General features: G+C 56.3%; 22 protein-coding genes and 2 tRNA genes. 14 read left to right on the top strand and 10 right to left on the bottom strand.

Annotated features, from left to right (window positions below):
* Positions 1-10 precede the first annotated feature (10 nt).
* On the bottom strand, positions 11-2,671 hold the full coding sequence (locus AC0L8N_RS15775; RefSeq protein ID WP_473668891.1) for an EAL domain-containing protein: 2,661 nt from the start codon (positions 2,669-2,671) through the stop codon (positions 11-13).
* Between the two features lie 384 nt (positions 2,672-3,055).
* Complete coding sequence (locus tag AC0L8N_RS15770; protein WP_473668889.1) at positions 3,056-3,814, bottom strand: SapC family protein; 759 nt, start codon at positions 3,812-3,814, stop codon at positions 3,056-3,058.
* Between the two features lie 288 nt (positions 3,815-4,102).
* Between AC0L8N_RS15770 and AC0L8N_RS15765 the strand changes: the two genes are divergently transcribed.
* The gene (locus AC0L8N_RS15765) at positions 4,103-4,276 is read left to right on the top strand and encodes a DUF1328 domain-containing protein (protein WP_473668887.1); all 174 of its coding nucleotides are present in this window, start codon (positions 4,103-4,105) and stop codon (positions 4,274-4,276) included.
* Positions 4,277-4,467: 191 nt separating this feature from the next.
* Here AC0L8N_RS15765 and AC0L8N_RS15760 read toward each other — a convergent pair.
* Both AC0L8N_RS15760 and AC0L8N_RS15755 read right to left on the bottom strand, forming a co-directional pair.
* Positions 4,468-4,543: transfer RNA gene (locus AC0L8N_RS15760), tRNA-Thr, on the bottom strand.
* A 125-nt stretch (positions 4,544-4,668) separates the two neighbouring features.
* Entirely contained in the window at positions 4,669-5,082 is a 414-nt protein-coding gene (locus AC0L8N_RS15755) for a Fur family transcriptional regulator (protein WP_473668885.1), read from the bottom strand.
* 168 nt (positions 5,083-5,250) lie between these two features.
* On the opposite strand from AC0L8N_RS15755, the gene AC0L8N_RS15750 reads away from it, so the two are divergent.
* The 10 genes from AC0L8N_RS15750 to AC0L8N_RS15705 all read left to right on the top strand — a co-directional run bounded on the left by AC0L8N_RS15750 (position 5,251) and on the right by AC0L8N_RS15705 (position 16,552).
* Positions 5,251-5,790 carry a GspH/FimT family pseudopilin gene (locus tag AC0L8N_RS15750; RefSeq protein WP_473668883.1) on the top strand — a complete coding sequence of 180 codons (540 nt, stop codon included), beginning with the start codon at positions 5,251-5,253 and terminating at the stop codon, positions 5,788-5,790.
* 99 nt (positions 5,791-5,889) lie between these two features.
* Positions 5,890-6,477: a GspH/FimT family pseudopilin gene (locus AC0L8N_RS15745; protein WP_473668881.1), complete on the top strand. Its 588-nt coding sequence runs from the start codon at positions 5,890-5,892 to the stop codon at positions 6,475-6,477.
* A 44-nt stretch (positions 6,478-6,521) separates the two neighbouring features.
* Complete coding sequence (pilV, locus tag AC0L8N_RS15740) at positions 6,522-6,998, top strand: type IV pilus modification protein PilV (protein ID WP_473668879.1); 477 nt, start codon at positions 6,522-6,524, stop codon at positions 6,996-6,998.
* 1 nt (position 6,999) lies between these two features.
* Complete coding sequence (locus AC0L8N_RS15735) at positions 7,000-7,989, top strand: PilW family protein (protein ID WP_473668877.1); 990 nt, start codon at positions 7,000-7,002, stop codon at positions 7,987-7,989.
* A 21-nt stretch (positions 7,990-8,010) separates the two neighbouring features.
* Positions 8,011-8,478 carry a pilus assembly PilX family protein gene (locus AC0L8N_RS15730; protein WP_473668875.1) on the top strand — a complete coding sequence of 156 codons (468 nt, stop codon included), beginning with the start codon at positions 8,011-8,013 and terminating at the stop codon, positions 8,476-8,478.
* A gap of 27 nt (positions 8,479-8,505) precedes the next feature.
* Entirely contained in the window at positions 8,506-8,844 is a 339-nt protein-coding gene (locus AC0L8N_RS15725) for a hypothetical protein (RefSeq protein ID WP_473668873.1), read from the top strand.
* A 34-nt stretch (positions 8,845-8,878) separates the two neighbouring features.
* On the top strand, positions 8,879-12,229 hold the full coding sequence (locus AC0L8N_RS15720; protein ID WP_473668871.1) for a pilus assembly protein: 3,351 nt from the start codon (positions 8,879-8,881) through the stop codon (positions 12,227-12,229).
* Between the two features lie 112 nt (positions 12,230-12,341).
* Positions 12,342-12,698, top strand: coding sequence for a hypothetical protein (locus tag AC0L8N_RS15715; protein ID WP_473668869.1), 357 nt, complete (start codon positions 12,342-12,344; stop codon positions 12,696-12,698).
* Between the two features lie 63 nt (positions 12,699-12,761).
* Positions 12,762-16,103: a pilus assembly protein gene (locus AC0L8N_RS15710; RefSeq protein ID WP_473668867.1), complete on the top strand. Its 3,342-nt coding sequence runs from the start codon at positions 12,762-12,764 to the stop codon at positions 16,101-16,103.
* A gap of 32 nt (positions 16,104-16,135) precedes the next feature.
* A complete protein-coding gene (locus AC0L8N_RS15705) occupies positions 16,136-16,552 on the top strand; it encodes a type IV pilin protein (protein ID WP_473668865.1) in 417 nt (138 codons plus the stop codon).
* 62 nt (positions 16,553-16,614) lie between these two features.
* Here AC0L8N_RS15705 and lspA read toward each other — a convergent pair whose 3' ends face one another.
* From lspA to murJ, 3 genes are all read right to left on the bottom strand, one after another.
* The gene (gene lspA / locus AC0L8N_RS15700) at positions 16,615-17,178 is read right to left on the bottom strand and encodes a signal peptidase II (protein WP_473668863.1); all 564 of its coding nucleotides are present in this window, start codon (positions 17,176-17,178) and stop codon (positions 16,615-16,617) included.
* A complete protein-coding gene (gene ribF / locus AC0L8N_RS15695) occupies positions 17,175-18,107 on the bottom strand; it encodes a bifunctional riboflavin kinase/FAD synthetase (RefSeq protein ID WP_473668861.1) in 933 nt (310 codons plus the stop codon). Before ribF ends, lspA begins: the two co-directional genes overlap by 4 nt.
* Before the next feature lie 97 nt (positions 18,108-18,204).
* Entirely contained in the window at positions 18,205-19,830 is a 1,626-nt protein-coding gene (gene murJ / locus AC0L8N_RS15690; protein WP_473668859.1) for a murein biosynthesis integral membrane protein MurJ, read from the bottom strand.
* Between the two features lie 204 nt (positions 19,831-20,034).
* Here murJ and rpsT point away from each other — a divergent pair, with 204 nt between their 5' ends.
* Positions 20,035-20,301, top strand: coding sequence for a 30S ribosomal protein S20 (rpsT, locus tag AC0L8N_RS15685; RefSeq protein ID WP_473668857.1), 267 nt, complete (start codon positions 20,035-20,037; stop codon positions 20,299-20,301).
* Between the two features lie 81 nt (positions 20,302-20,382).
* On the opposite strand, the gene cgtA is transcribed toward rpsT, so the two are convergent.
* From cgtA to rplU, 3 genes are all read right to left on the bottom strand, one after another.
* Positions 20,383-21,441, bottom strand: a complete 1,059-nt coding sequence (gene cgtA / locus AC0L8N_RS15680; RefSeq protein WP_473668855.1) for an Obg family GTPase CgtA — start codon at positions 21,439-21,441, stop codon at positions 20,383-20,385.
* 122 nt (positions 21,442-21,563) lie between these two features.
* Entirely contained in the window at positions 21,564-21,821 is a 258-nt protein-coding gene (gene rpmA, locus AC0L8N_RS15675; protein WP_473668853.1) for a 50S ribosomal protein L27, read from the bottom strand.
* 67 nt (positions 21,822-21,888) lie between these two features.
* On the bottom strand, positions 21,889-22,389 hold the full coding sequence (gene rplU / locus AC0L8N_RS15670; RefSeq protein ID WP_473668851.1) for a 50S ribosomal protein L21: 501 nt from the start codon (positions 22,387-22,389) through the stop codon (positions 21,889-21,891).
* A gap of 293 nt (positions 22,390-22,682) precedes the next feature.
* Between rplU and ispB the strand changes: the two genes are divergently transcribed.
* Positions 22,683-23,651, top strand: coding sequence for an octaprenyl diphosphate synthase (gene ispB, locus AC0L8N_RS15665; protein WP_473670191.1), 969 nt, complete (start codon positions 22,683-22,685; stop codon positions 23,649-23,651).
* Positions 23,652-23,660: 9 nt separating this feature from the next.
* Positions 23,661-23,737 (top strand) — tRNA-Pro (locus tag AC0L8N_RS15660).
* The last annotated feature ends 33 nt before the right edge of the window (positions 23,738-23,770 follow it).

The raw sequence follows: 23,770 nt of genomic DNA, 5'->3' as shown, positions 1-23,770 counted from the left end.
AACTGCGGAGTCAGGCAACGGCACGTGTGACCCGTTTCGGTTCGGAAACGCCGTAGCCCTGCGCATAATCGATACCCATGCCGCGTAACATGGTAATGATTTCTTCGTTCTCGGCAAATTCCGCAATGGTTTTTTTGCCCGTCAGATGACCGATCTCGTTAATTGAGCGAACCATCTCGCGATCAATAGGATCGTGCAATATTTCCTTAACGAAGCTGCCGTCGATTTTCAGGAAGTCGACGGGGAAGTGCTTCAGGTAGCCGAATGACGACAAACCGGTTCCGAAGTCATCGAGCGCGAACTTGCAGCCCAGTTCTTTCAGCGCATTGATAAAGCGATTCGCCTGAGAGTAACTTGCGATGGCCGCCGTTTCAGTGATCTCGAAGCAGATCTTGGTGGCGTCAATGCCACTGATTTGAAATTGATCGACAACGAAGGGCAGGAACTTCTCATCGCCGAGGCTCTGACCGGACAGGTTGATGGAACACAACGACAAGCGCTCGCGCTCATCCGCCTCCGAAACCAGCCAGCGAAATGAATTGGTGATCACCCAGCGATCAATATTGGGCGTAATACCGTAGCGCTCCGCAGCCGCAATAAACAGTTCCGGCGAAATAATACCGCCCTGCTCGTCTCGCATACGTAACAATATTTCGTAATGCGCGCCAAGGTCTTCGACCTGCAACGGCTGAATGGTCTGCCGGAAAAGTTCGAAGCGATTTTCCTCGAGGGCATTGTTTATTCGCGCCGCCCATTGCATTTCGCGGCGGCGGCGCATCAAATCGATGTCGTTTTCCTGGAAGCTGTGAATACGATTTCGTCCCGCTTCCTTCGCCGCGGCACATGCGCTGTCTGCGGCACTCAGCAATGCCGCAACGTCTTCGTTCTCGGCCGTGATAGGCACTACCCCGATACTGACGCCAAGCCGGAAACTGCGGTCGTCCCACATGAACTTGAAGTCGCCGATTGCCACTCGCAAGACTTCCGCAGTCTGCATCGCTTCTTCGAGGCTGCAACTTTCAAGCAACACACCAAACTCATCGCCGCCCAGCCGCGCAAGAGTATCGCGCCAGCGTATTTTCGATTTCAGCAGTGCGCCCAACTGCCCCAGTAAGGCATCACCCGCGCTGTGACCGCAGGAATCATTGACGATCTTGAACTGATCGAGATCGAGGTAACACAATGCGTAGCTGGTCTCGCGTGCCCGCGCACTCTTCAGCGCGCGCTCCAGACGATTCTCAAACTCGCGGCGATTAACAAGCCCAGTGAGAATATCGTGACTCGCGTGGTAACTAAGCCGACGATTAAGTTCGCGCGATTCGCTGACATCATGGAACACCAGCACACCACCCGTGACATCACCGCGACCATCGCGAATCGGCGATGCAGTGCTTTCAATGTACAACTCATTGCCATCACGCCGGATAAGCAACGTCGGGCGGACAGATTTGATCGGGCGATTGCGTCGGATCGAAACCGCTAACGGGTTTTCCAGCGGCTCGCAGGTCTCTTCGTGGAAACCGCGAAATATCTCATCGACGGGGCGGCCACTGGCATCGTCCACTTTCCAGCCAGTCAGCTCTTCGGCAACCGGATTGATGTATTCCACAGTGCAATCTGCGTTCGTGGTAATCACGCCGTCACCGATCGAACGCAAGGTAATTTGAGCGCTTTCTTTTTCTCGGAACAGGGCTTCTTCGTACAGCTTGCGTTCCGTGATATCGACTTCAACGCCGAGTAATCGAATTAGACGCCCGCGCTCATCCTGGCGTGCTTTCGCCCTGCTCGTCATCCAGCGCCATTCGCCGTTCTGGTGTTTCATGCGGTGGACAGATTCGAAGTATGGGGTCTTCCCTTCCAGATGCTCACGCATCTTGGCTTGAACGCGGGCCATGTCGTCCGGGTGCACCAGGCGGTACCAGTCGGGCAAAATGTCCGAGCGGTCTTCGTAGCCCAGCATTTCCTTCCAGCGTCGCGACAACTTGATTCGTTTGGTCTGCCCGTCGAAATCCCAGATGCCGTCATTCGCGGTGTGGCTGATGAGGTCATTGCGATCTTCGAGTTCAAACAACAACTCGGCAGTACGCAATCTCTCCATGCCGGACGAGAGCGACGCACCTACCAGTTTGAGCAACAGGTGCAAACTGGCTTCCCAGGCATCGACGGTGCGTTCATTGGCGACCGCGAGAAACCCGGCCACTTCGTTGCGAACGCTAAAGCCAATGATCAGGCAGGAGCCGATATTGATGCCTGCCAGGCGAGCGAATTCTCCCTCGGCGGATTTGGGTCCGTTGTCCGTGTTGGCGATTTCGACGACGCGCAAATGGTCCAGTCGCTGACTGAGCCACGGCCAGTCCTTCAGGCTGTCCTTGGCCAGCGCATCCGGATTGCAGGCACAAAATACGGAACTGGACGCATAGATCGACTCAATGGCCGAGGCGTCTTTGTTGAAGAGGGCGAGAAACGCCGCATCACAGCCAAGGGCATCCGGCAATTCAGCGATGTTTTCCCGGAGCTGTTCGGTATGGCGAGCGGGATCAAGTTGCTGCAGGTTGACGGCAATTTTTGTTTGCAGCGCATCAACTGCACCGCGCGTGCGCTCACCGGCCCGCGGTCGCCGGGCTTGGGCGATAAATGTTCCCGTGTTGTCACTGCGAGAGGAGCCTGTCATGCGGTCGCCGCTTTACCCGTCTTTTTGCTCTTGTCAGTCTAACGCGGTTTTTTACCGCCGTAACGACCGCATTCTGACACGATACCGCAGGAATACAAGATAAGTAATTGTATTTTTTTAAGTTCTCCGGGAAACGGCTACGGCGGCACAAGCGCAGGCAGTGAGCCTTCGGTAACCTCGCCGGGCGCCGGGCCTCTACGTCGCGCCCAACGCCACGCCCTGACCACGAACCGCCCTTGTATGCCCGTTGTCAGTAAACGGCGCGAGCCCAAGTCGCGCCGTTCCAGCCACCCATCGAGCGGTAAGCAAGCCGTCTACGCGACCAACTCCCGGCGCCACCCGAGCAGCGGCTGACCCGGCGGCCCAGCGCTTTGTAGCCAGTCTCTATTTGTCCGTAGCGGCGCGTCGGGTCCGCTGATCCCGGCGGAACATCAATGGCTGCCAGTTTTCCATTGAGTAGGCTTGCAAGTACACGGACGCCAGCAGGCCGGACCGGTGCAATTCCACGACTGCCTCGTCGCTGAGTTCAGCCAGCTTCTTTGTGTCGACGCTTACGTAGTTGGCCAAAACCTTCTCTTCCGTACTGCCGTCCGGCGTGTGACTCACGCGTTGGCTTGCCAGCAAACCGAGGTCTCGCAGTTGCGTGCAAAACTTCAGCGTACGAACACGTTCGGCTTCGTATTGTGCGCAGAAACGCATCATTGATTCCGTCTCAGTCGCGAGTTTGCCGTCGACAAAAAACGGGTACTTGGCGTTTTCTGTCACCGTCGATGCTTTACGATCAATAACCACGGCGATACGGCCATCCTGTTCGCCCGCAAACGCGAACGGATGGCACCGCAGGTACGCAGGTACATAGCTGGCCTCGTCCCAGACGCCGTCATTTATGAACAGGTTTTCGTCCTCAAGCAAACCGACGACGGCAACGGGAAACGGGTCTTCCAGATTGGTAAACACAATCGGGAAATTTCTCTGCGCACTGCCAAATTCGGCGAGCGTCAATGGGATCGCCCTGACATCGCTGGCGAACGCGTAAGGCTTATCGGCTGGCGTTAAACCCAGCGCGCCGTGCTGTTCTGCCGACATGAGTTCTAGCTGTTCGTACAGGAACAAACCGTCCTGTTTTTTCTCACTACTGTCCACTGTCTCTCCGCTGCTTGGCAATTGAGCGCAAAGGCTAGCACGGGAACTGCAATGTCAGAAGCCGGCGATGGAATTCGCGAGGACATTGCCCGTGCAATCATTGCCCGGTAAAACTTACCAAAGCATGTAATTCTTGCCCGCAATCAAGCGGCGGCGGACACATGTCGGCTGTAAAACCGCGGAACTGAGCGATTCTTGTCAATCGGGCGCGCTGGCACGTTACCTGCATTATCCCCAGTGAAGGCGGTTTTTACCGCGTCAGGTTTGGTAGCAAACAAAGGGGACAACATGCTTTCTTGGGCACTTACGTTTTTCGTACTCGCGGTCATTGCGGCCGTTCTGGGCTTCACCGGTATCGCCGGTGCCGCCGCCAGTATTGCCAAGATACTGTTCTTCGTATTCCTGGCACTACTCATTGTCAGCGCACTGGCCGGCGCACTCAGTGGCCGTCCGCCCGTGTAACTGACTGGCCTGTCGAAACAGAACCGGCAGACGAGACTATCGTCTGCCGGTACCTGCGACAGACTGGAGCTTGCCGCCATACCCCGCCAGTCGCTGTGCAACAACCGACCGCAACGTACGACAAACACTGCAGTCCGATAACGCGTTGCTGCTGCAGTCGTTATCACGGACTATGGGGAAGGAATAAGAAATGGTGCCGGATAGGTGATTCGAACACCTGACCCCATCATTACGAATGATGTGCTCTACCAACTGAGCTAATCCGGCAATGCCTGGCTTTTCTGTTGCCAAACCGTGTTTTTGGCGATTTGACGAGGCGCAGACGCGATGGTCGATGCGGCCCGGGGCGCGAGTATAGCTGCGCCCTGACTCCCGCGCCACAGTTCGTCGGCCTAGGTAACGTCCTTTCTGCCGCGAACCCGAATCAACACCTCAACACTTTCCCGTTCCGTGCCTGCCGGTAACGGCGGCAAGCCGATGATCTGTATCTGCTCATCAGGAATATCCTGCAACTCACCAGAATCGACATTGAAGAAGTGGTGATGCGGGTGGGTGGTCGAATCATAAAACTTACGGCTGGTATCGACACTCAGCTCGCGAATAAGGCCACGTTCGCTGAACAGGTTCAGGGTGTTGTAGACCGTCGCTTTGGATACCTTGCAGCCGCTCTGGCGTAGCAGGTCGATAATCTGATCTGCCGCCATGTGTTGCGGTTTCTCCAGAAGAATTTCAGCCACCTCCATACGCTGCGGCGTCGGCATGACCCCGCAGGCTACGAGTCTTTCGCGGATTTCCCTCAGGGACATTACAAGCACCCTTGAATCAGATAGTTGCGGAGTATAAACGAAATACTCCGCGAGTCTCGTGCCAGCTCAGTGCGCGTTGCCGGGTGCGAATCAGCCGAAATTGCCCCGTTACGGCGGCTGCGAGATGCCCCCCGTCGCCCTAGTCTCCGTCAGTAACGGGAGGCCACCATGCAACGATACACACGCCGCCGCGGCTACACGTTCTACGAGCTGCTCGTAACACTCACGATCGTTGCCCTGGTCATGACCCTGGGATTGCCGTCATTTGGCCGGATTGCCGCCGACCAGCGTATCCGCGCGCAGATCGACCCTTTGTTCCATGCCATTCACCTGGCCCGCAAGACGTCGGTGGCCCGCCGCCAGGTGATCACCCTCTGCCCCAGCACCGATCAGCTCCAGTGTCGCGACAACAACGACTGGTCCCCCGGCTGGATCATGTTCGTCAATGCTGATCGCGATATGCCGGCCTGGCGTGATGACGACGAAACCTTGCTGGCCGTGCATCAGGGGGACACGCGTATCAGGATCAGTGCCAACAGGCACTCGTTCACGCTCCGCGCCACAGAGCTGCGGGCAACCAATGGCACGCTGATCTTTTGCGACCGCGCCGCACGTACCCGCAACCGGGCGCTGGTGATCAGCTATACCGGCCGGCCGCGGGTAACAGACCGCGACACCCGTGGCCAGCCGTACACGTGTGCGGATTAAGTTAAATGCCGGCTGACCTTTTCAACCGCTCGTCCAGCCAGTCCAGCCGTTCGTCGGAATCCGGAACCTGTGAACAATGTGCAGCGTATATTGCGGTCCATGAACAAAAACTCCCAGAATGGCTTCACGATTTACGAGCTGATGATCACGTTGTTGATTGCCGGGGTCCTCCTGACGATCGGCATTCCGAATCTCGGCGAGTTTACGCGTAACAGCCGCATATCCGGCATAGCCAACGACCTGCATTCGAGCTTTTTGCTCGCGCGTTCCGAAGCGGCTCGTGCCAAGTCCAATGTCACGATTTGCACGAGCAACGACCCGCAAGGCGCGAATCCCAGCTGTGACGGTGTCGCATTTGACCGTGGCTGGATCATCTTCGTCGACCTTGACGGCGATATTGTTCGTGACGCGGCCGAACCGATCCTGAGAACGCTGCCAGCAATCCCTGACGGCATCGATATATCGACCAATGCAGCAGCCACGTATTTCAGTTTCGCACCTACCGGTCTGGGCCGGGGTGATGTTGCTGGACCGGCTTTGCAGACAGCCGTGATATGCGACCAGCGAGGCAATCAACTCGCTGCCGGTGGTTCATCATCCGCACGCTTTCTGGTCGTTACGCCCATCGGCCGGGCCACGATTCTGCGGGACGTGAATCAGATCAATAACGCCGGCGGATGCCCCTAGACATGGGTGCCGTTTCACAGGTTGCAGCGACCAGGATTAAACCAATGACTGCCAGCACTTTCACACGAGGTCACAGCGCGCCGGGCAAGGTCCGGGGCTTCTCACTGATCGAAGTTCTTATTGCATTGATCATCATGTCGGTCGGCATGCTCGGCATTGCCGGCCTGTACGTACACAGCATGCAGGCCGGGCGCACGTCGCTGTTCCGCCACAATGCCGTCATCCTGGCGGGTGACGTAGCGGATCGCATTCGCGCCAACCCGCGTGCAGCTGCCGCCTACGCCGGCGTCGGCGCTGACAACAATTGCGTGTCGGGCGGCGTTAACTGCACGCCGGCTGAAATGGCCGCGCACGACATCTTGCTGTGGGATCAACAAGCGCTCGATACCTTGCCGAACGGCGATATCGATATCGTATTCAACAACGGTGTGGCGCCGCCTACCTACCAGATAACAGTGAATTGGGTAGAACCCGGCGAGATCATGAATTATTCGATCACTATCCCCGTATTCGGAATCTGATATGGCCAGCATGAAATCAAACGTAGCAAACCGAGCCGCCCGGCAAAGCGGAATGACGCTGATCGAATTGATGGTCTCACTGTCGATCGGTTCGTTTCTCATCATTGGCGCCGTACAGGTTTACAATCAGAGTCGCGAAGCCTTCGTTATTAACGAATCAATCGCGCGCGTGCAGGAAACCGCACAATTCGCGATGGACACGATTGAGCAAGACCTGCGCATGGCGAGCAACTGGGGCCGACACAGCCGCGGCGCTGCTATCGAAGGTCGTTCAATCATTGGCACGGCGAATCCAAACGGTTTGCCAGCGCCAGGTGCTTGCGGTGCTGCCTGGGCATTGGATCTGGCACGACCGGTCGTCGGCGACAACAATGGCTACACCCTGCCCTGTGCAGCGGCGGGCGGCAATCAGGCGAACTCGGATACGGTAACCAGCCGCCGCGCCACTGTTGCGACCACGCCTCTGCAGAATGGTCGCCTGCAAATTCAGTCGACGCGTATTCAGGGCCAGTTGTTCGCGAACGGAGCTGTACCACCTGCATTCGATCCGGCACGTTCCGAGACGCATGACTTGCTTGTTAACACCTATTACGTTGCACCAACATCGGCACTGATACCCGGCGTACCGACGTTGCGTCGAAAGTCGCTGGTTTCAGCAGGTGGCGGCCCCGCGATTGTTGATCAGGAAGTAGCGCCTGGTGTTGAGAATATGCAATTGCAGTTTGGCGTGGATGTTGATTCGGACAACACCGTTGACCGCTACGTCAATCCGGCTGATCCGATCATCACACCCGGCAATGTCAACTTCATCCCAACCGCACGGGTCATCACGGCACGCATCTGGTTAGTAGTTCGCTCGGTTTCACCTGAGCTCGGTCTGAACGATCAACGCAATTACCAGCCCGGCGACGTAAACCTTGGTGTCCCGAACGATAACTTCCGACGCCTGCAGGTTTCCAAGACTGTATTGCTGCGCAATGCGCGCACATAAGAATCGCCCACGGGGAACGAAATGAGAACCATCAATACCGTACATAAACAGGAAGGTGCAGCGCTGGTCGTCGGACTGATCCTGCTGGTCGTTGTTACCGTTCTGGCCATTTCCGGAATGAACACAGCAACCACCGAGCTGGCGATGGCACGCAATGATCAAAGTTATGAAAACGCGTTTCAGGCGGCCGAAACCGGACTCGAACAAGCACTGGCGCAAGGTCGTTTCGACACATTGAATGTCGTAAATTTCAACACCAACGTCATCAACAACGATACCGTCGCCAGCGAGATTCGTTTTGAAGACTCAACGATGGTGCCGGACCGTGCGTTTAGTCTCGGCGTCGGCAGCGGCATTGCGGCCTACCACTTCAATGCCACGGCCGTTGCGCAATCGCGCCGCGACGGAGCCATAGTTACCGACCGCGACGCTGCGGCGACACACACTCAGGCCTTCTACGTTGTTGGACCGGAAGCCCCGACGTTGTAGCTCAGGCTGCGAACCGGAGAACAGAGCATGCTTAGGAAAATTACAGCAATCGTTTTGCTCTCAGCCATATGCACAGTTGCCAGTGCTGACTTTCGCACTGTAAGCCGGGCCTACGAGGCGACACTGGATGGTTTTCGACTGCCTGTTACAGAGAGCGGCACGCTCGGGTTTCGAACTTGTGAAACTTGTGACAGCCAGTCCTTTCGGGTCACAACCGGGACTCGCTACAACGTCAACAAGCGCGCGGTGGATCTCAAAGAATTTCGCAGCCACGTTTTGCAAATTCGTGATCGCAAATTTCAGGCGGTAATAGTGGAGCACGACCTCGAGTCAGACGTAGTTACGTCCGTTTCGATCAATTACTAAAGATCGTGCATTGCCATCACCAGGGGAAATGAGAATGCCCAGCCTTCAAACCAACTGCAAAAAGCTAGCGACTGCACTGATCAGTACAGCCGTATGCAGCCTGCCGGCAATCGCGGACGACACAGAATTGTTGCTCGTCAATCCGGCCGCTGGCGCAGGTTCAACGCCCAATGTCATGTTCATCCTGGACACATCCGGCAGCATGGACTCCGACGAGGTAACGGTTGAGCCCTACGATTCGACGCAAACCTACGCCGGATCCTGTGATCCGGACAATCTCTACTGGACAGACGTAAACGTTACGCCCAGCTGCGATGCGACGAATACTCGCTTCGTCGAGAAGTCGTCTTTTCACTGTAATGCAGCAACCAACCAGATAAATGGTATCGGCAGTTTCACGAGCATCATGGTCCAGTATCGGACTGACTCGCTTGGCCTTGTCAGAAGCTGGCAGGACCTTCAGGCTGGTAACAGCACCGATCCAATTGAATGCCAGCCCGACTCAGGTATACACGGCGATGGCATGCCTGGCCGATTGTACGCATCAGCAGTGCCTGATCCGATAAACGCGTGGACCTCCAGCGAGTTGCTCGAGATATCCTGGGGCAGTTCACCGCGCAATATTTCGTACACCGTTTTCGACGGCAATTACCTCAATTGGCGTGAGAACCCAACGAACGTCACGATGTCGCGCAATGAAATCATGCGCAGTGTCGTCAGCACCGTATTGCGTTCCCTCGATGACCTGAATGTCGGTGTTATGCGCTTCAACAACGATGACGGCGGCGTGGTTATTCAAGACATTACCGACCTGGAAGCCAATCGGGCGCAGATTCTCGCCACAGTCGACGGCCTGGATGCCGACGGTTTTACACCGCTTTCAGAGACCCTCTATGAATCAGCGCTCTATTGGAACGGCCTGCCCGCCCACTATGGCGAAAACGTCAACGAACACACCACGGACCCGAACGCTCTCGCCTCAAACAGTCCGGCCGTTTACCAGACACCGGTAGTCAACGCCTGCTCCAAGAACTACAACGTATTGCTTACCGACGGCGAACCGGTACTTGACGGCGACACCGCTGCGCTCGCACCTACCCTGCCAGGATTCAGCACCTTGCTGGAACGTGCCGCCTGCACCGGAACCAATCAGGGCGATTGTCTGGATGACATCGCCGAGTACATGGCGTTACGCGACATCACACCCGATATCCCCGGCATACAAAACGTCACTACGCATACGATTGGTTTCAATATTGACTTGCCTATTCTGCGCGAGACGGCAGAAGCATCGAACGGCGAGTACTTTCTGGCAGACGATGTCGAGAGCCTGACACTGGCATTGCTGCAGATCGTCGCCAATATCAATGAGCGCTCGATGTCATTTGTCGCACCCGCCGTGTCTGTCAATTCGTTCAACCGCACGCAAAACCTGAATCGCCTGTACCTGACGGTTTTCGGAACCCGAACCAATGTCCATTGGCCGGGTAACCTGAAGCGTTTCGAGTTGTCGGGTGAGGGCATTATTGACCTCAATGGCGCACCGGCGGTTAATCCTGCCAACGGGTATTTTTTCGATACTGCACAGAACTTCTGGAGCACTGAAGGGGCGGACGGCAACAACGTGCAACTCGGCGGCGCAGCAACGCAGCTACCGGATCCGAACCAGCGCAACCTGTTTACCAACAACGGAATTGCCGACCTGACCGCCGTCAGTAATCAACTGACTCCATCGCAGTCCGGTTCTTATACAGCCGGCGATTTTGGCTTGAGCGGTTCGGTCGACGATCCTTCGGTTGAGGAACTTATCCGCTGGATGCGTGGCGAGGACATTCGCGACGAAGACGGTGACCCCAGCACGGAGGTGCGCTATGCGATGGGTGACCCGCTGCACTCACAGCCGGCCGCCATCGTGTACGGCGGCACCGCACAAGATCCTGACCTCGTCGTATTCGTCGCGACTAACGATGGCTACCTGCACGCCATCGATGGCGAATCAGGGGCGGAAATATGGTCATTCGTGCCGCGCGAACTGCTATCGAATATGGGACGTTTGTATTTCGACCCCCAGTCTTCTTTTAAGAATTACGGCATCGATGGCGACATCGTCCCAGTTGTTCGTGACGAAAACGGCAACGGCATTGTGGACGGCAACGACTTCGTCTATATCGTCTTCGGCATGCGTCGGGGTGGCAGCAGTTATTACGCGCTCGACGTCACTGATCGCAGCAACCCCAGCCTGCTTTGGAACGTAAGCTTTGCCAATTCCGGTCAAAGCTGGTCAGCTCCGGTAGTGGCACGGGTTGACGTGAATACCGGTGGGCAGAATGCGGAGAACGCTGTGGTCATCATCGCTGATGGTTACGACCCGGTGCATGACAGTGCTGCACACCCGTCCACACCGGATAGCAGCGGCGCTGGCTTACGCATGCTGGACCTCGAATCTGGCGCGGAACTGTGGCGTGCAGGCCGAGATGGTGGCGCGGATCTGACCTTGCCGCGAATGACCCGGGCTATACCCACTCGCATACGCACGCTGGATATCACCGGAGATGGCTTTGCCGATCGCATGTACGCGGCCGATCTTGGTGGTCAAATTTGGCGGTTCGACATCCGTAGCGGCCAGACGCCAGGCAATCTGGTCAGCGGCGGTGTTATTGCGCAGCTCGGGGCAGAACAAGTGTCGGGCAATCTGACCGCTCCGAGTACAACCCGGCGTTTTTACAACACACCGGACGTGTCAATGTTCAGCGATCCACTGCAGGATCGTCGCTTCCTCGCTATCAGTATAGGTAGCGGCTACCGCGCACACCCGTTTGACCAGACTGCGGCCGATCGATTCTTTTCTCTGCGGGATCCGGACGTTTTCCGTCAGCTTGAGCAAACTGACTATGATAACTACGACATCATTGTCGATAGTGATCTGGTCGAGGTAAGCGGCCGATTGCAGGTTGAGTTAGGACCGGCGGACCGGGGCTGGAGCTTTACATTGCCGAGTGACCAAAAGGTCCTTGCCGACTCGATTACCTTCAACGATGAAGTCTTCTTCGTCGCATTTTCTCCGCAGGGTAACGCTCAAGCGAACTGCCTGCCGGGCGTTGGCATGAACTACCTCTACCGAGTGAGCGTCATTAATGGCGATCCTGTGGTCAATAACCTCGATACGCTGGATCCCGGCGATGCGGACGACGCCCGTCGCGATGAACTCGCGCAAGGCGGTATTGCACCCTCGCCGACCATCCTCTTCCCGAGCCCTGTGGACCCGGATTGCGAAGGCGCCGCCTGCTCACCACCGCCGGTTGGCTGCGTCGGGCGCGAATGCTTTGACCCCGGATTTGTCAATAATCCGGTGCGAACTCTGTGGAGCCAGGACGGCATTCAATAGGCAAATTGTGCAGTGGTTCCTAGTATAAGCAACTGAAATCACTGAATATGAAGACATACTGCCCGGAACTGCGCAGCAGTTTCAATAAAGGGATTTTACTGGAGTGAGAACAATGAAGATTCGGATCAGCATGTTGCTGTTGGCACTGGGCCTGAGCCTGAACGCGGCGGCCGACCTCATCACTGTCGTACGCGCGGTTGAGGTTACGACGTCAAACATCAATGTGCCGACATCTACGAATGGCCGTCTGAGCTTCAAGCCGTGCGCCGGTGAATGCGACGTTGAGTTTTTATCAGCACGCCTGACTCCTGCGACTGAATTCAGAGTCGACGGTACCGCTCTGGATTTCGTCGATTTTCGCGCCGCTTTCTACAACCTGCCGCGTGGCATGGATCACTACGCGCTGGTCAGCTATGACGCTAAATCATTCATTGTCACTAGTTTGCAGATCACGCAACTAGAAGACTAACTAATTTGACTGTGTGACTGATTGAGCGATTTGGTCACGGATTGACTACTGAGGAACGGACCCATGAATATGTCCAGGAATCGCACCGCGTGGATCGGTGCAGGACTCTTGCTGACTCTGCTTTCAGGCGTACCTGCCTATGCAGACGATGTCGAACTACTGCTGTCGAACCCGAACAGCGGCGGCGCAGACAAGCCCAACATCCTGTTTATTCTTGATAGTTCGGGAAGTATGACGACTATCGAACGTACCCAGGAGCCATTCCTTAGTACCCATCTGTACCCGGGCGCTTGCGATCCTACTCGTGTTTATTGGACGACGGGTGACAATCCTCCAAGCTGCGGAACTGATAATTGGGTCAGCGCGGCGAATTTCGTTTGCGCGACCGGCACAGCCGCACTGGCAACGGCTGGCCGCTATACCGACACGATGGCCATGTACCGGCAACGACGTGGCAGCTGGAAATGGCAACGGCCGACCGGAAACCGCGACGAGCTGCTCGAATGCGAACGGGACTCAGGTGTTCACGGCGGCGGCGACCCCGCAAAACCTTACGCTCGCAATGGCTCGGACCAGGAAGAGTTCACTGCCAATCCTGGCAGCGAAGTGTCATGGGGCAGCTCGCCTACCGAGCGTGTAATTACCGCGTTCAGCGGCAACTACATGAACTGGTTCAACAACTCGCCGATTGTTGAGATGAGCCGAACAGACATTGTCAAAACCGTGACCAAGAATGTTCTGAATTCAATGCAGAATGCCAACGTCGGACTCATGCGCTTTAACTTTTCGCAGGGCGGCTCTGTCATCCACGCGGTGAAAGATCTGGATACAAACCGCGCGCAGATCAATGCGCGAGTGGACGCGTTACCGGCCTCAGACTGGACACCGCTCAGCGAAACCATGTTCGAAGCCGCACGTTACTGGCGCGGCATGGAACCGTACTACGGATCCACCAACACAGACCCCGATGCAGCATCTATCCAGCTGCTTAACGGTGGACTGATTAATTACCGCTACAATGAGCCGGCAAATTACGCCTGTGCCAAGAACTTCAATGTATTGCTAACCGACGGCGAGCCTACACAGGATGTCGACGCCTACTACCGCGTTGACGATTTGCCTGGGTATCCTTCGGCGATGGGTAGAACCACCTGCTCAGGCGGCCGTTCCGACGGCACCTGTCTGGATGACATTGCAGAATACCTGTCTAAGGAAGACATCAATTACGGTCTCCCGGGCGATCAGCACGTAACCACCTACACCATTGGCTTTACGGTCGATCTCGACATCCTCAAAGAAACCGCAGAAAATTCGGGCGGCGAGTACTACCTCGCCAGTGACGTCCGGTCTTTGACGGAAGCGCTGACTGATATTGTCACCAATATCTTTGATCGCGACATATCGTTCACAGCTCCAGCGGTGTCAGTCAATGCGTTCAACCGCACACAGCATTTGAACGACCTGTATATCTCGGTGTTCCGCGCCAAGAACAAGACCCATTGGCCCGGCAACCTCAAGAAGTACAGAATTTACGAAGGTGAGATTCGCGACAAGAACGATGCACCAGCGGTTGACCCGACAACGGGCTATTTCGCCGATGGATCGCACAGCTACTGGACCGACGGCGCTGTGCCCGACGGCCCCAATGTCAGCCTGGGTGGCGCGTCCAGCAAACTGCCGAACCCCTCTACACGTCGGCTGTTTACCAACAAGAACGGCAACAACCTGATCGACCCGAGCAATGCGATTTCGCCGAGCAATGCAGCGAATTTCACCCAGCAGGATTTTGGCCTTGATGGCTCGCCGGGTGACCCAAGCGTTAACGACATCATTCAATGGGCTCGCGGTGTTGACGTGCGCGATGAAGACAGCAACCCAGCCACATTGGTTCGCAATGCGATGGGCGATACACTGCATTCGCAACCGGCATCTATTGTTTACGGCGGTTCCGGCACGAATATGGATGTAGTTGTGTTCACCGCAACGAACGATGGCTATCTGCACGCGATAGATGCTGATACCGGCGTCGAACTGTGGTCGTTCATTCCCAGTGAACTGTTGGGCGATCTTGGCGAGTTGTATTTCGACAATGCCGTCAACTACAAACACTATGGCATTGACGGCGACATCGTTCCCGTCATCATGGATCGAAACAAGAATGGTGTGGTCGATGTTGGATCCGACTTCGTGTACATCATTTTCGGCATGCGACGTGGCGGCAACAATTACTACGCACTCGACGTAACTGACAAAAACAACCCGCGCGTCAAATGGATTCAATCACGTCCGCAAATGGGACAGACCTGGTCGCCTCCGGTCGTCGCAAAAGTCGATGTGACCGGCGTCAACTCGGACAAAGCAGTTCTGATCGTTGGCGGCGGTTACGACACCACGCACGATCAACCGTCCATGCCGCTGCTTCCTGACAACGAGGGTGCTGGTATCTTCATGCTCGACCTGCACACCGGAGCCGAGTTGTGGCGCGCCGGCATTGATCTTGGCGCAGACCTGACCCTGGGCCGCATGACCCGCTCAATCCCCAGTCGTATACGTGTTCTGGATATTTCCGGTGACGGTTTTGCGGACCGCATGTACTCGGTTGATATTGGCGGCCAGCTCTGGCGATTCGATATTGCGAATGGCAATGCGCCAAGTTCACTGGTGGCGGGCGGCGTAGTCGCACGAATGGGTGCCGAGGGCATGCTATTCCCCTCTGCTGCCGACACTCGCAGGTTCTATGCAGCTCCAGACGTCTCCATGTTCCTCGACGAGCAACAGAATCGGCGTTATCTGTCGGTTAGCGTCGGCAGTGGTTATCGGGCGCACCCGCTCAACAACTCTGCTGAAGACCGATTCTATTCGTTCCGCGACCCGGACGTGTTCAATTCACTGACGCAAATGCAATATGCGTTTTATCCGATAGCTTATGACGATGACTTTGTCGAAACCCGCGGTCAGTCGAACGTGACTCTCAGCTCAAGCGACCGCGGCTGGAAGTACACACTCCCCTCCGGCGAGCGTGTGCTGGTGGAATCACAGACCTTTGATGATTCCGTTTATTTCGTCTCGTTCGAGCCTCAGGTAGCGTCTGCTGATCCTTGTCAGGCCGGCCTTAGTGTGAACCGTCTGTACCGTGTGTCAGTTCGAAACGGTGACCCGGTGGTCGACCTTGATACACTGGACCCGAACGACCCGGATGCCATTGACGAAGAACGGGTTACAGAACTCGAACAGGGCGGCATCGCGCCGAAACCGATGTTCCTGTTCCCCAGCCCGGAAGACCCGAACTGTAGTGGTCAGGAATGTTCACCGCCGCCTATTGGCTGTGTTGGTGTGGAGTGTTTCGATCCAGGCTTCGCGAACAATCCTGTACGCACACTATGGACGCAAGACGGTATTAACTAGCGTCCAGACGCGAGGTATACAGAGTGAAGACTATGCATAAGTTTGTTCGCGGCGTAACGCTGATGGAATTGATGATAGTGGTGGTCGTCTTGGGCATCCTGACGGCCATCGCGTACCCCAACTATCGGCAATACGCTGCACGCGCAAAGCGCACGGAAGCGCGAGCGGCGTTGCTGCAAATCGCAACCAACCAGGAACGTTTCTACCTGCAGAACAACACGTACACCAACAATCTGGCCAACCTTGGTTTCCCGGCCGGCGGTTGTCATACGACAAGCTCTGGTTCCTATACGGTTTGCATCCCGAACGCCGACGCCAATAACTTTACCGCGACCGCTACCTATCTGAACGCGGACGACGAAGCCGGCATCTGTAGTTCATTCACCATTGACGGGCGTGGCGCCAAGACCTCACTGCCAAACCCGGACTGCTGGACTCGAACACGTTAAGCAACACGCCGTTGAAAGAAAGCTCAGAACCGAAGCCGGTGGATCATTTCCACCGGCTTTTTTTATTCTGCCGGGTCTGATTCGTCCGTCGCCCGCTCTTGGCGTCCGGAAAAGAAAAATGCATCAACGATCAGCAGGACAGCACCAACAGTGATTGCCGAATCAGCCACGTTGAAAGACGGAAAAGGCCAACCCGCAATCATTACCTGAATAAAATCGACCACGTAGCCTAGCCGAACCCTGTCAACCAGATTGCCTATCGCTCCGCCGAGCACCAATGCCAGACCCAATGCCAGCACGGTTTGCCGCTCATTACGCAATCGCCACAACCAAACCGCGATAAACGCACTGACTGCCGCTGCCAGCACCGTAAAGAACCAGCGCTGCCAGCCTCCTGCATCGGCCAGAAAACTGAATGCCGCGCCTGGATTTTGTTGGTGCGTAATGTTGAGAAACGACAAGAGTGCCGACTTGCTGTACAGCGGCACGTGTTCAAGAATCATCCACTTGCTCACCTGATCAAGTATCACCACGACCACGGCGAGTATCATCCAAACGATAAACTTGCGGTGTGTTGTCTTGGCCGGCTTACCTTGCTCGACATCAACTGATTGCTGTTCATTCATGCGGCAAGTATCTCACGAGCTGCAGCACTGTCGCGGTGCATCTGTTCAACCAGGTCCTGTACATCGTCGAATTTCTCCTCGTTTCTCAGGCGTGCGACGAAGTCGACATGGATGCGTCGACCATAAATATTCTCGTCAAAATCAAAGATATGGACTTCGAGCAGCGGCTTTTTGCCATGAAACGTTGGCCGCGTGCCAACGCTGGCAACGCCATCGAGCACTCGCTCGCCCAATCCGGAAACGCGAACGGCGAATATGCCGAAAACCGGACTCAGACGCCGTTTCAGATTGACGTTAGCCGTCGGATAGCCGAGCTTCCGCCCCATACTCTCGCCCCGCACAACCTTACCGGACATGCGGTAATTTCGCCCGAGAAGGCGCTCTGCCTTTCGCATATCTCCCGCGGTTAGTGCCTCACGAATTGCAGTACTACTGACCCGCTCATCACCAACCGTGATACTGGCAATCTGTTCCACACCAAACTCCAGCGCCTGACCCGCGCGTTTCAGGACTTCAATATTGCCTTCACGCCGTACAGCAAACCGAAAATCATCGCCAATCACGAGGTGCCGGACGTTCAGGGCGTGAATCAGCAATTGCCTGACAAAGGTATCGGCCGTTATAGCCGACATCGCCTGGTTAAACCGCGGGCAATAGAAGATGTCGATCCCCGACTCCGCCAGAGCTTCAAATTTCTCACGAAATCGCATCAACCTGGCTGGCGGATGGTCGCCTGCGAAATATTCCTTGGGGGTTGGTTCGAAACTCATGACCACGGCTGGCAGCTCACGCTCCCGTGCCTCGGCGACGACCCGCGACAACAACCTCTGATGCCCCAGATGCAGGCCGTCGTAGGCCCCAATTGTGACGACGCTGCCAGAGGAAACCCGCTGGAAGAGTTCGCTTGTTGGATTACTTACCAAGTACATACGAGAGTTTAGTTCCGTCGCTGGTGTGCGGATCAGTTGGCGGTCATTGTAATGCGCCGCTGCGGACAGCGCCTAACCCATCGATCCCCAACAACCATCATCGACCCAGTCGCAAATGCATCGGTCGCAGACCGGCCGCCAGCAATAGCAGGAAATAGACGGCGGCAGCTGCCACGATAGTCGTGGCAAGCCAACCGCTACGCGATGCCAGATCCGCGGATAACCACCACTCGAGCGGTCGTGCCAGCGAGTACAGCAATAGAGCCATTGCCACATTTGCCAGTGCAAAGCGCAGCAGCAATGGCAACCAACCGCGCGCATGAACCAGCACCCCGTCACCGCGCAGTCCCCGGTACAACAAGTACGCGTTCAGCAACGCTGCAACAGAGGTCGCAAGCGCAAGGCCGGCGTGGGTCGCCACGTAATCTATCGAGGTCAGCCACCATGCCAGGCCGACGCTAAGGATAAAATTGACCAGCAAGGCGATTAGTCCCACCCGAACCGGCGTCGTCGTATCTTCTCGGGCGAAATAGGCCGGCGCGAGTATTTTCACCAATGAGAAACCGATGAGTCCGACCGAGAAGGCCTGCAGGCTTATAGCGGTCATTTCTACATCGTGGGACGAAAATTCACCGCCAAAAAAGATAGTAGCAACCAGTGGTTCGGCAAGCATGATCAGGCCAATCGCCGCCGGAACCGCAATCAGACAGACCAGTTTCATTGACCAATCAATAGTTTCACCGAATTCGCGAATGGACTTGCTGGCGTGCTGCCGCGACAGATGCGGCAATGTCACAGTCGCCAAGGCTATGCCGAACAAACCGAGTGGAAACTCCATCAGGCGGTCCGAGTAGTACAGCAAGCTGATCTTGCCGACGCCGAGCAACGATGCGATAACACCGCCCAGCAAGACGTTCACTTGAGCGATTGAAGAGCCGAATATTGCGGGCAACATGAGTTTGCCGATGCGCCGGACACCCTGATGCGTTGGTAACCAGCGCGGCCGCGGGACCGCATGCAGCTTCGCCAGAAACGGAATCTGGAACAGCAACTGCGCGATACCGGCCAGGAATACACCGTAAGCTAGGGCCATACCGGGTTCCGCGAGCAGCGGTGCAAGCCAAAGCGCGCACGCAATCAGTACAACGTTCAGGATCACCGGCGTAAATGCGGAGGCGGCAAATCGGCCGTAAGTGTTCAGAATACCGCCAGCGAAAGCCGTTAACGAAACGAATAACAGGTACGGGAAGGTAAACCGCAGCATGGCGGTGGCAAGATCGAAGCGGCCGTTCTCACCCACAAAACCGGGCGCTACGATCAGCACCAGCAACGGGGCAGCGATCACCCCCAGCAACGTTATGGCAAACAGAATCAAGCCCAGCGTGCCTGCGACCGCATCGATCAGTTCGCGCGCCTCTTCGTGCTCATGTTGTTCCTTGTAACGTGCCATCACCGGTACGAAACCCTGTGAAAATGCACCTTCGGCAAAAAACCGGCGCAGCATGTTGGGAATGCGGTTCGCGACGATGAATGCATCCATGATGATCGTGGCGCCGAAATAGCGGGCGAACACTACGTCCCGGACGAGACCCAAGACTCTGGATAGCAGGGTCATTCCGCTGACCACGGAGGTGGAGCGCAACAGTCCGCGCGCGCTCTGGCCGGACGGAATTGGGCCGGTCGTGGCGCCGCGATCGTCGTCGTTGGACTTCTGTTGCGTCATTCAGGGTCTGCGCGGGGCGAAAAGTGGCGCTAGTTTAGCCCGGAAATAGCTGAAAATCAGGCATTTAGGCCATGACAGCAGCTCGACGGTCGCAGGCAGGACGGGCATTGACTTTCGCCACCGAGCCGCGAATAATACGCGGCTCTTTGGGCCCCGACAGCACTGCTGCCTGGGGTACGGCTCCCAACCAAACGGAATTAGTCAGTGGCAAATATCAAGTCAGCGCAAAAACGTGCCCGCCAGGCAGAGAAGTCTCGCCTGCACAACATGGGCATGCGTTCAAAAATGCGCACCCAGATCAAGAACGTTCTGAAAGCCGTCGAGCAAGGCGATAAAGCCGCCGCCGACGCCGCTTTCAAAGCAGCCGTTCCCGTCATCGACAGCATGATTAACAAAGGCATCGTGACGAAGAACAAAGCGGCGCGTCATAAGAGCCGTCTGAACAAGCAGATCAAGGCGCTTGCCAGCTAGGTCACTCACCTCGCTGTACAGCGCGTAAAAAAAGGGCCACATGGCCCTTTTTTTTATGCCTGCAAGTCAACTGGCCGGTGTTCAGTCCTGCGCAGCGGTCGCTTCGGCCGCGGCTTCCGCTTCTGCGGCCGCGATCTCTTCCAGATGCCGCATGATCGCTTGTGCCAACGCTTCGGTACCTTTACCACTCGCAGCACTAACCTCGAAAACCGGGCCAGTCCAGCCGCTGTCCTGCAGGAACGCCTCACGAACCGCAGGCAATTGATCGTCGGCGAGCAGATCAACCTTGTTGATGATCAGCCAACGTGGCTTATCCGTCAGATCGTCGGCAAATTTCGCCAATTCGCGTTCAATGGCTGCAAAACTGTTGGCCGGGTTGTCGTCCGGGTCCGGCGGTGAGATATCAACGAGGTGCAACAGCAAGCGGGTACGCTGCAGGTGCTTCAGGAATTGAATCCCAAGCCCTGCCCCTTCGGCCGCACCCTCGATCAGGCCCGGCACGTCGGCCATGACGAAGCTTTGCAGCCTGCCAACCGAAACCACACCGAGATTCGGGTGCAGGGTTGTGAAGGGGTAGTCGGCAACCTTCGGCCGCGCTGACGACATCGCGGAAATAAGCGTTGATTTGCCGGCATTGGGCATACCAACGAGACCGACATCGGCCAATAGTTTGAGTTCGAGCTGCAAGTGCCTGGATTCGCCTGGCGACCCGTTCGTAATCTTGCGCGGCGCCCGGTTGACGCTGCTCTTGAAGCGCGTATTACCCAGTCCACCACGGCCAGCGTTTGCCACTTTAAGCCGCTGACCCGGCCGGGTCAGGTCGCCGATCAACTCACCGGTATCAACGTCGTAGACGATCGTGCCACACGGCACCCGCACTTCGAGATCCTCGCCGGATCGCCCGGTCTTGTTACGACCTGCCCCGGGTTGGCCGTTCTCGGCGCGGAATTTACGGGCGACGCGGAAATCAGCGAGTGTATTGGTGCTGTTGTCAGCCAACAACCATACGTCGCCACCGTGCCCGCCATCACCGCCATCGGGACCGCCGCGTTCGACGTATTTTTCTCGCCTGAATGACAGGCAGCCGTGGCCACCGTTGCCGGCAATGACGCGAATGGTGGTTTCATCAACGAATTTCATGCTGCTGTCCTGATTTGCCTGCTACACCCCATCGGACCAGTAATCTTGGCCGCAATCGGCAGCCCAGATACAAAAAACCCCGCAAGCCGCGGGGTCTTTATACAGCCGGGCGCGTGTTCAGACTAGCTGGAAACGACGCTCACGAACTGACGGCTGTGCGGGCCTTTCTTCTCGAACTTGACCTGACCTTCAGCCTTGGCAAACAAGGTATGGTCCCGGCCGATGCCAACGTTCAGGCCAGCGTGAAAACGCGTGCCACGCTGACGAACAAGAATATTACCGGGAATAACCTGTTGGCCACCAAACATCTTGACGCCCAGGCGTTTGGATTCTGAATCGCGACCGTTTCTGGTACTGCCGCCTGCTTTCTTATGAGCCATTGTACTGCTCCTGTCTCACTGCGCCCGACTTTCGCCAAGCTTCGGATAATTAAAGGGTAATAAGACCTTAGCTGCTGGTCTTCTTGGCAACTTTTTTCTTGGCTGCTTTTTTCTTGGCTGTCTTTTTGGCGGCCGGCTTGTCAGCGTCGGCTTTTTTCGCCGCCGGCTTTTTGACAGCGGCTTTCTTGGCCGCTGGCTTTTTAGCGGCCGGCTTGTCAGCAGCAGGCTTCTCAGCGGCTGCTTTCGGCTTCGCCGCTTTGCCACCAATCGCCGTAATTTCGACTTCGGTGAAAAACTGGCGATGAGTGCCCTGTCGCAGGTAGTTCTGGCGGCGTCTGAACTTAACCACGTTTACTTTGCGGCTCTTGCCCTGCTGCAGCACTTTCGCGCTGACACTTTCACCGTCCAGCAATGGCGTGCCAACTTTAATGTTTGCACCCTCGCCAACCAGCAACACTTCGTCAAACGTGATGTCTGACCCTTCTTCTGCATCGAGCCTTTCGACCCGCAGGCGATCGCCTGCCGTTGCCCGGTATTGCTTGCCGCCTGTGCGAAAAACCGCGTACATCGTTACCTACTCCAGTCTGCAGTCCACCCGAAAGGCGATCCGCTTCAATTCATGTAATCCTGAGTCAGCGGCCAGTACAAAGCTGCCAGAAAATGGCCTGCCGCTACAAAAGAGCGGGAATTCTATAGATTTGACGCCTGCGGGTCAACGTCAGGCCAAAGAAAATCTAGCTTTAATTCAATAGCTTGCAAGGCCATGAAATCAAGCGGATTTTGCCTTGCCGGGTCGCACCTTCGGCGCATTTCAGGCATTATCGCAAAATGATGCAAGCCGCCGAAAATTCAGCCATTTCTATGAGCCTTCAGGACGTTAACGCCCTGGCGAAAGCCGATATGGACGCCGTCAACGGGCTCATCCGCATTAGCCTCGAAAGCGACGTTGCGCTGGTTTCGCAGGTTTCTGAATATATAGTTACCAGTGGTGGCAAGCGTTTGCGCCCGCTCATCGTGCTGCTGGCAGCGCGAGCCCTCGGTTATACCGGCGACCGGCATATCCACGCCGCCGCCATCATTGAGTTTATTCACACAGCTACGCTGCTCCATGACGACGTCGTCGATTCGTCTGCGCGGCGCCGTGGCCGGGACACGGCGAACACGGTATTTGGCAACCAGGCCAGCGTGCTCGTGGGTGACTTCCTGTATTCGCGGGCCTTCCAGATGATGGTCGATGTCGGCCAGATGCGCGTCATGCAAATTCTGGCGGATGCCACGAACACCATCGCGGCCGGCGAAGTGATGCAGCTGATGAACGTTCACGAGGCGGACGTTACCGAGGATGACTACCGGCAGGTCATCTACAGAAAAACGGCGCGCCTGTTCGAAGCCGGCTCGCAGATCGCCGCATTGCTCGCCGATCGTGACCCTGCCGATGAGAAAGCCATGATTGCCTACGGGCAGAATCTTGGGACAGCGTTTCAGCTCATCGACGACGCGCTGGATTATGACTCAACGCCGGAAGAGCTTGGCAAGAACCTGGGTGACGATCTGGCAGAAGGTAAAGCGACCTTGCCGCTGATTTATGCCATGCAAAAAGGCAGCAAAGCCGAGAGCGACATGATTCGCACGGCCATTGAAGAAGGCGGTATCGAACGTCTCGCCGATATACAGGCAGTTATTGAATCGACCGGGGCGCTAAAGTACACTTCCGCGCGCGCTCAGGAGGCCGCTGATCTGGCCATTGCCGCTTTGTCCGATATTCCCGCATCGGACTGGAAAGAGGCTCTCATCGCTATCGCAGACTTTTCCGTCCGCCGGCGTACCTGAACCCACCATCGGGGTGTAGCTCAGCCTGGTAGAGCACTGCCTTCGGGAGGCAGGGGCCGGAGGTTCGAATCCTCTCACCCCGACCAATTCTTGTCTTAGACATCAAATTTTACAACTGG

This window comes from Woeseia sp. D3-10 (assembly GCF_055809415.1).
Note: the sequence above shows the minus strand (reverse complement) of the source record. Positions and strands in the feature narration are given on the sequence as shown.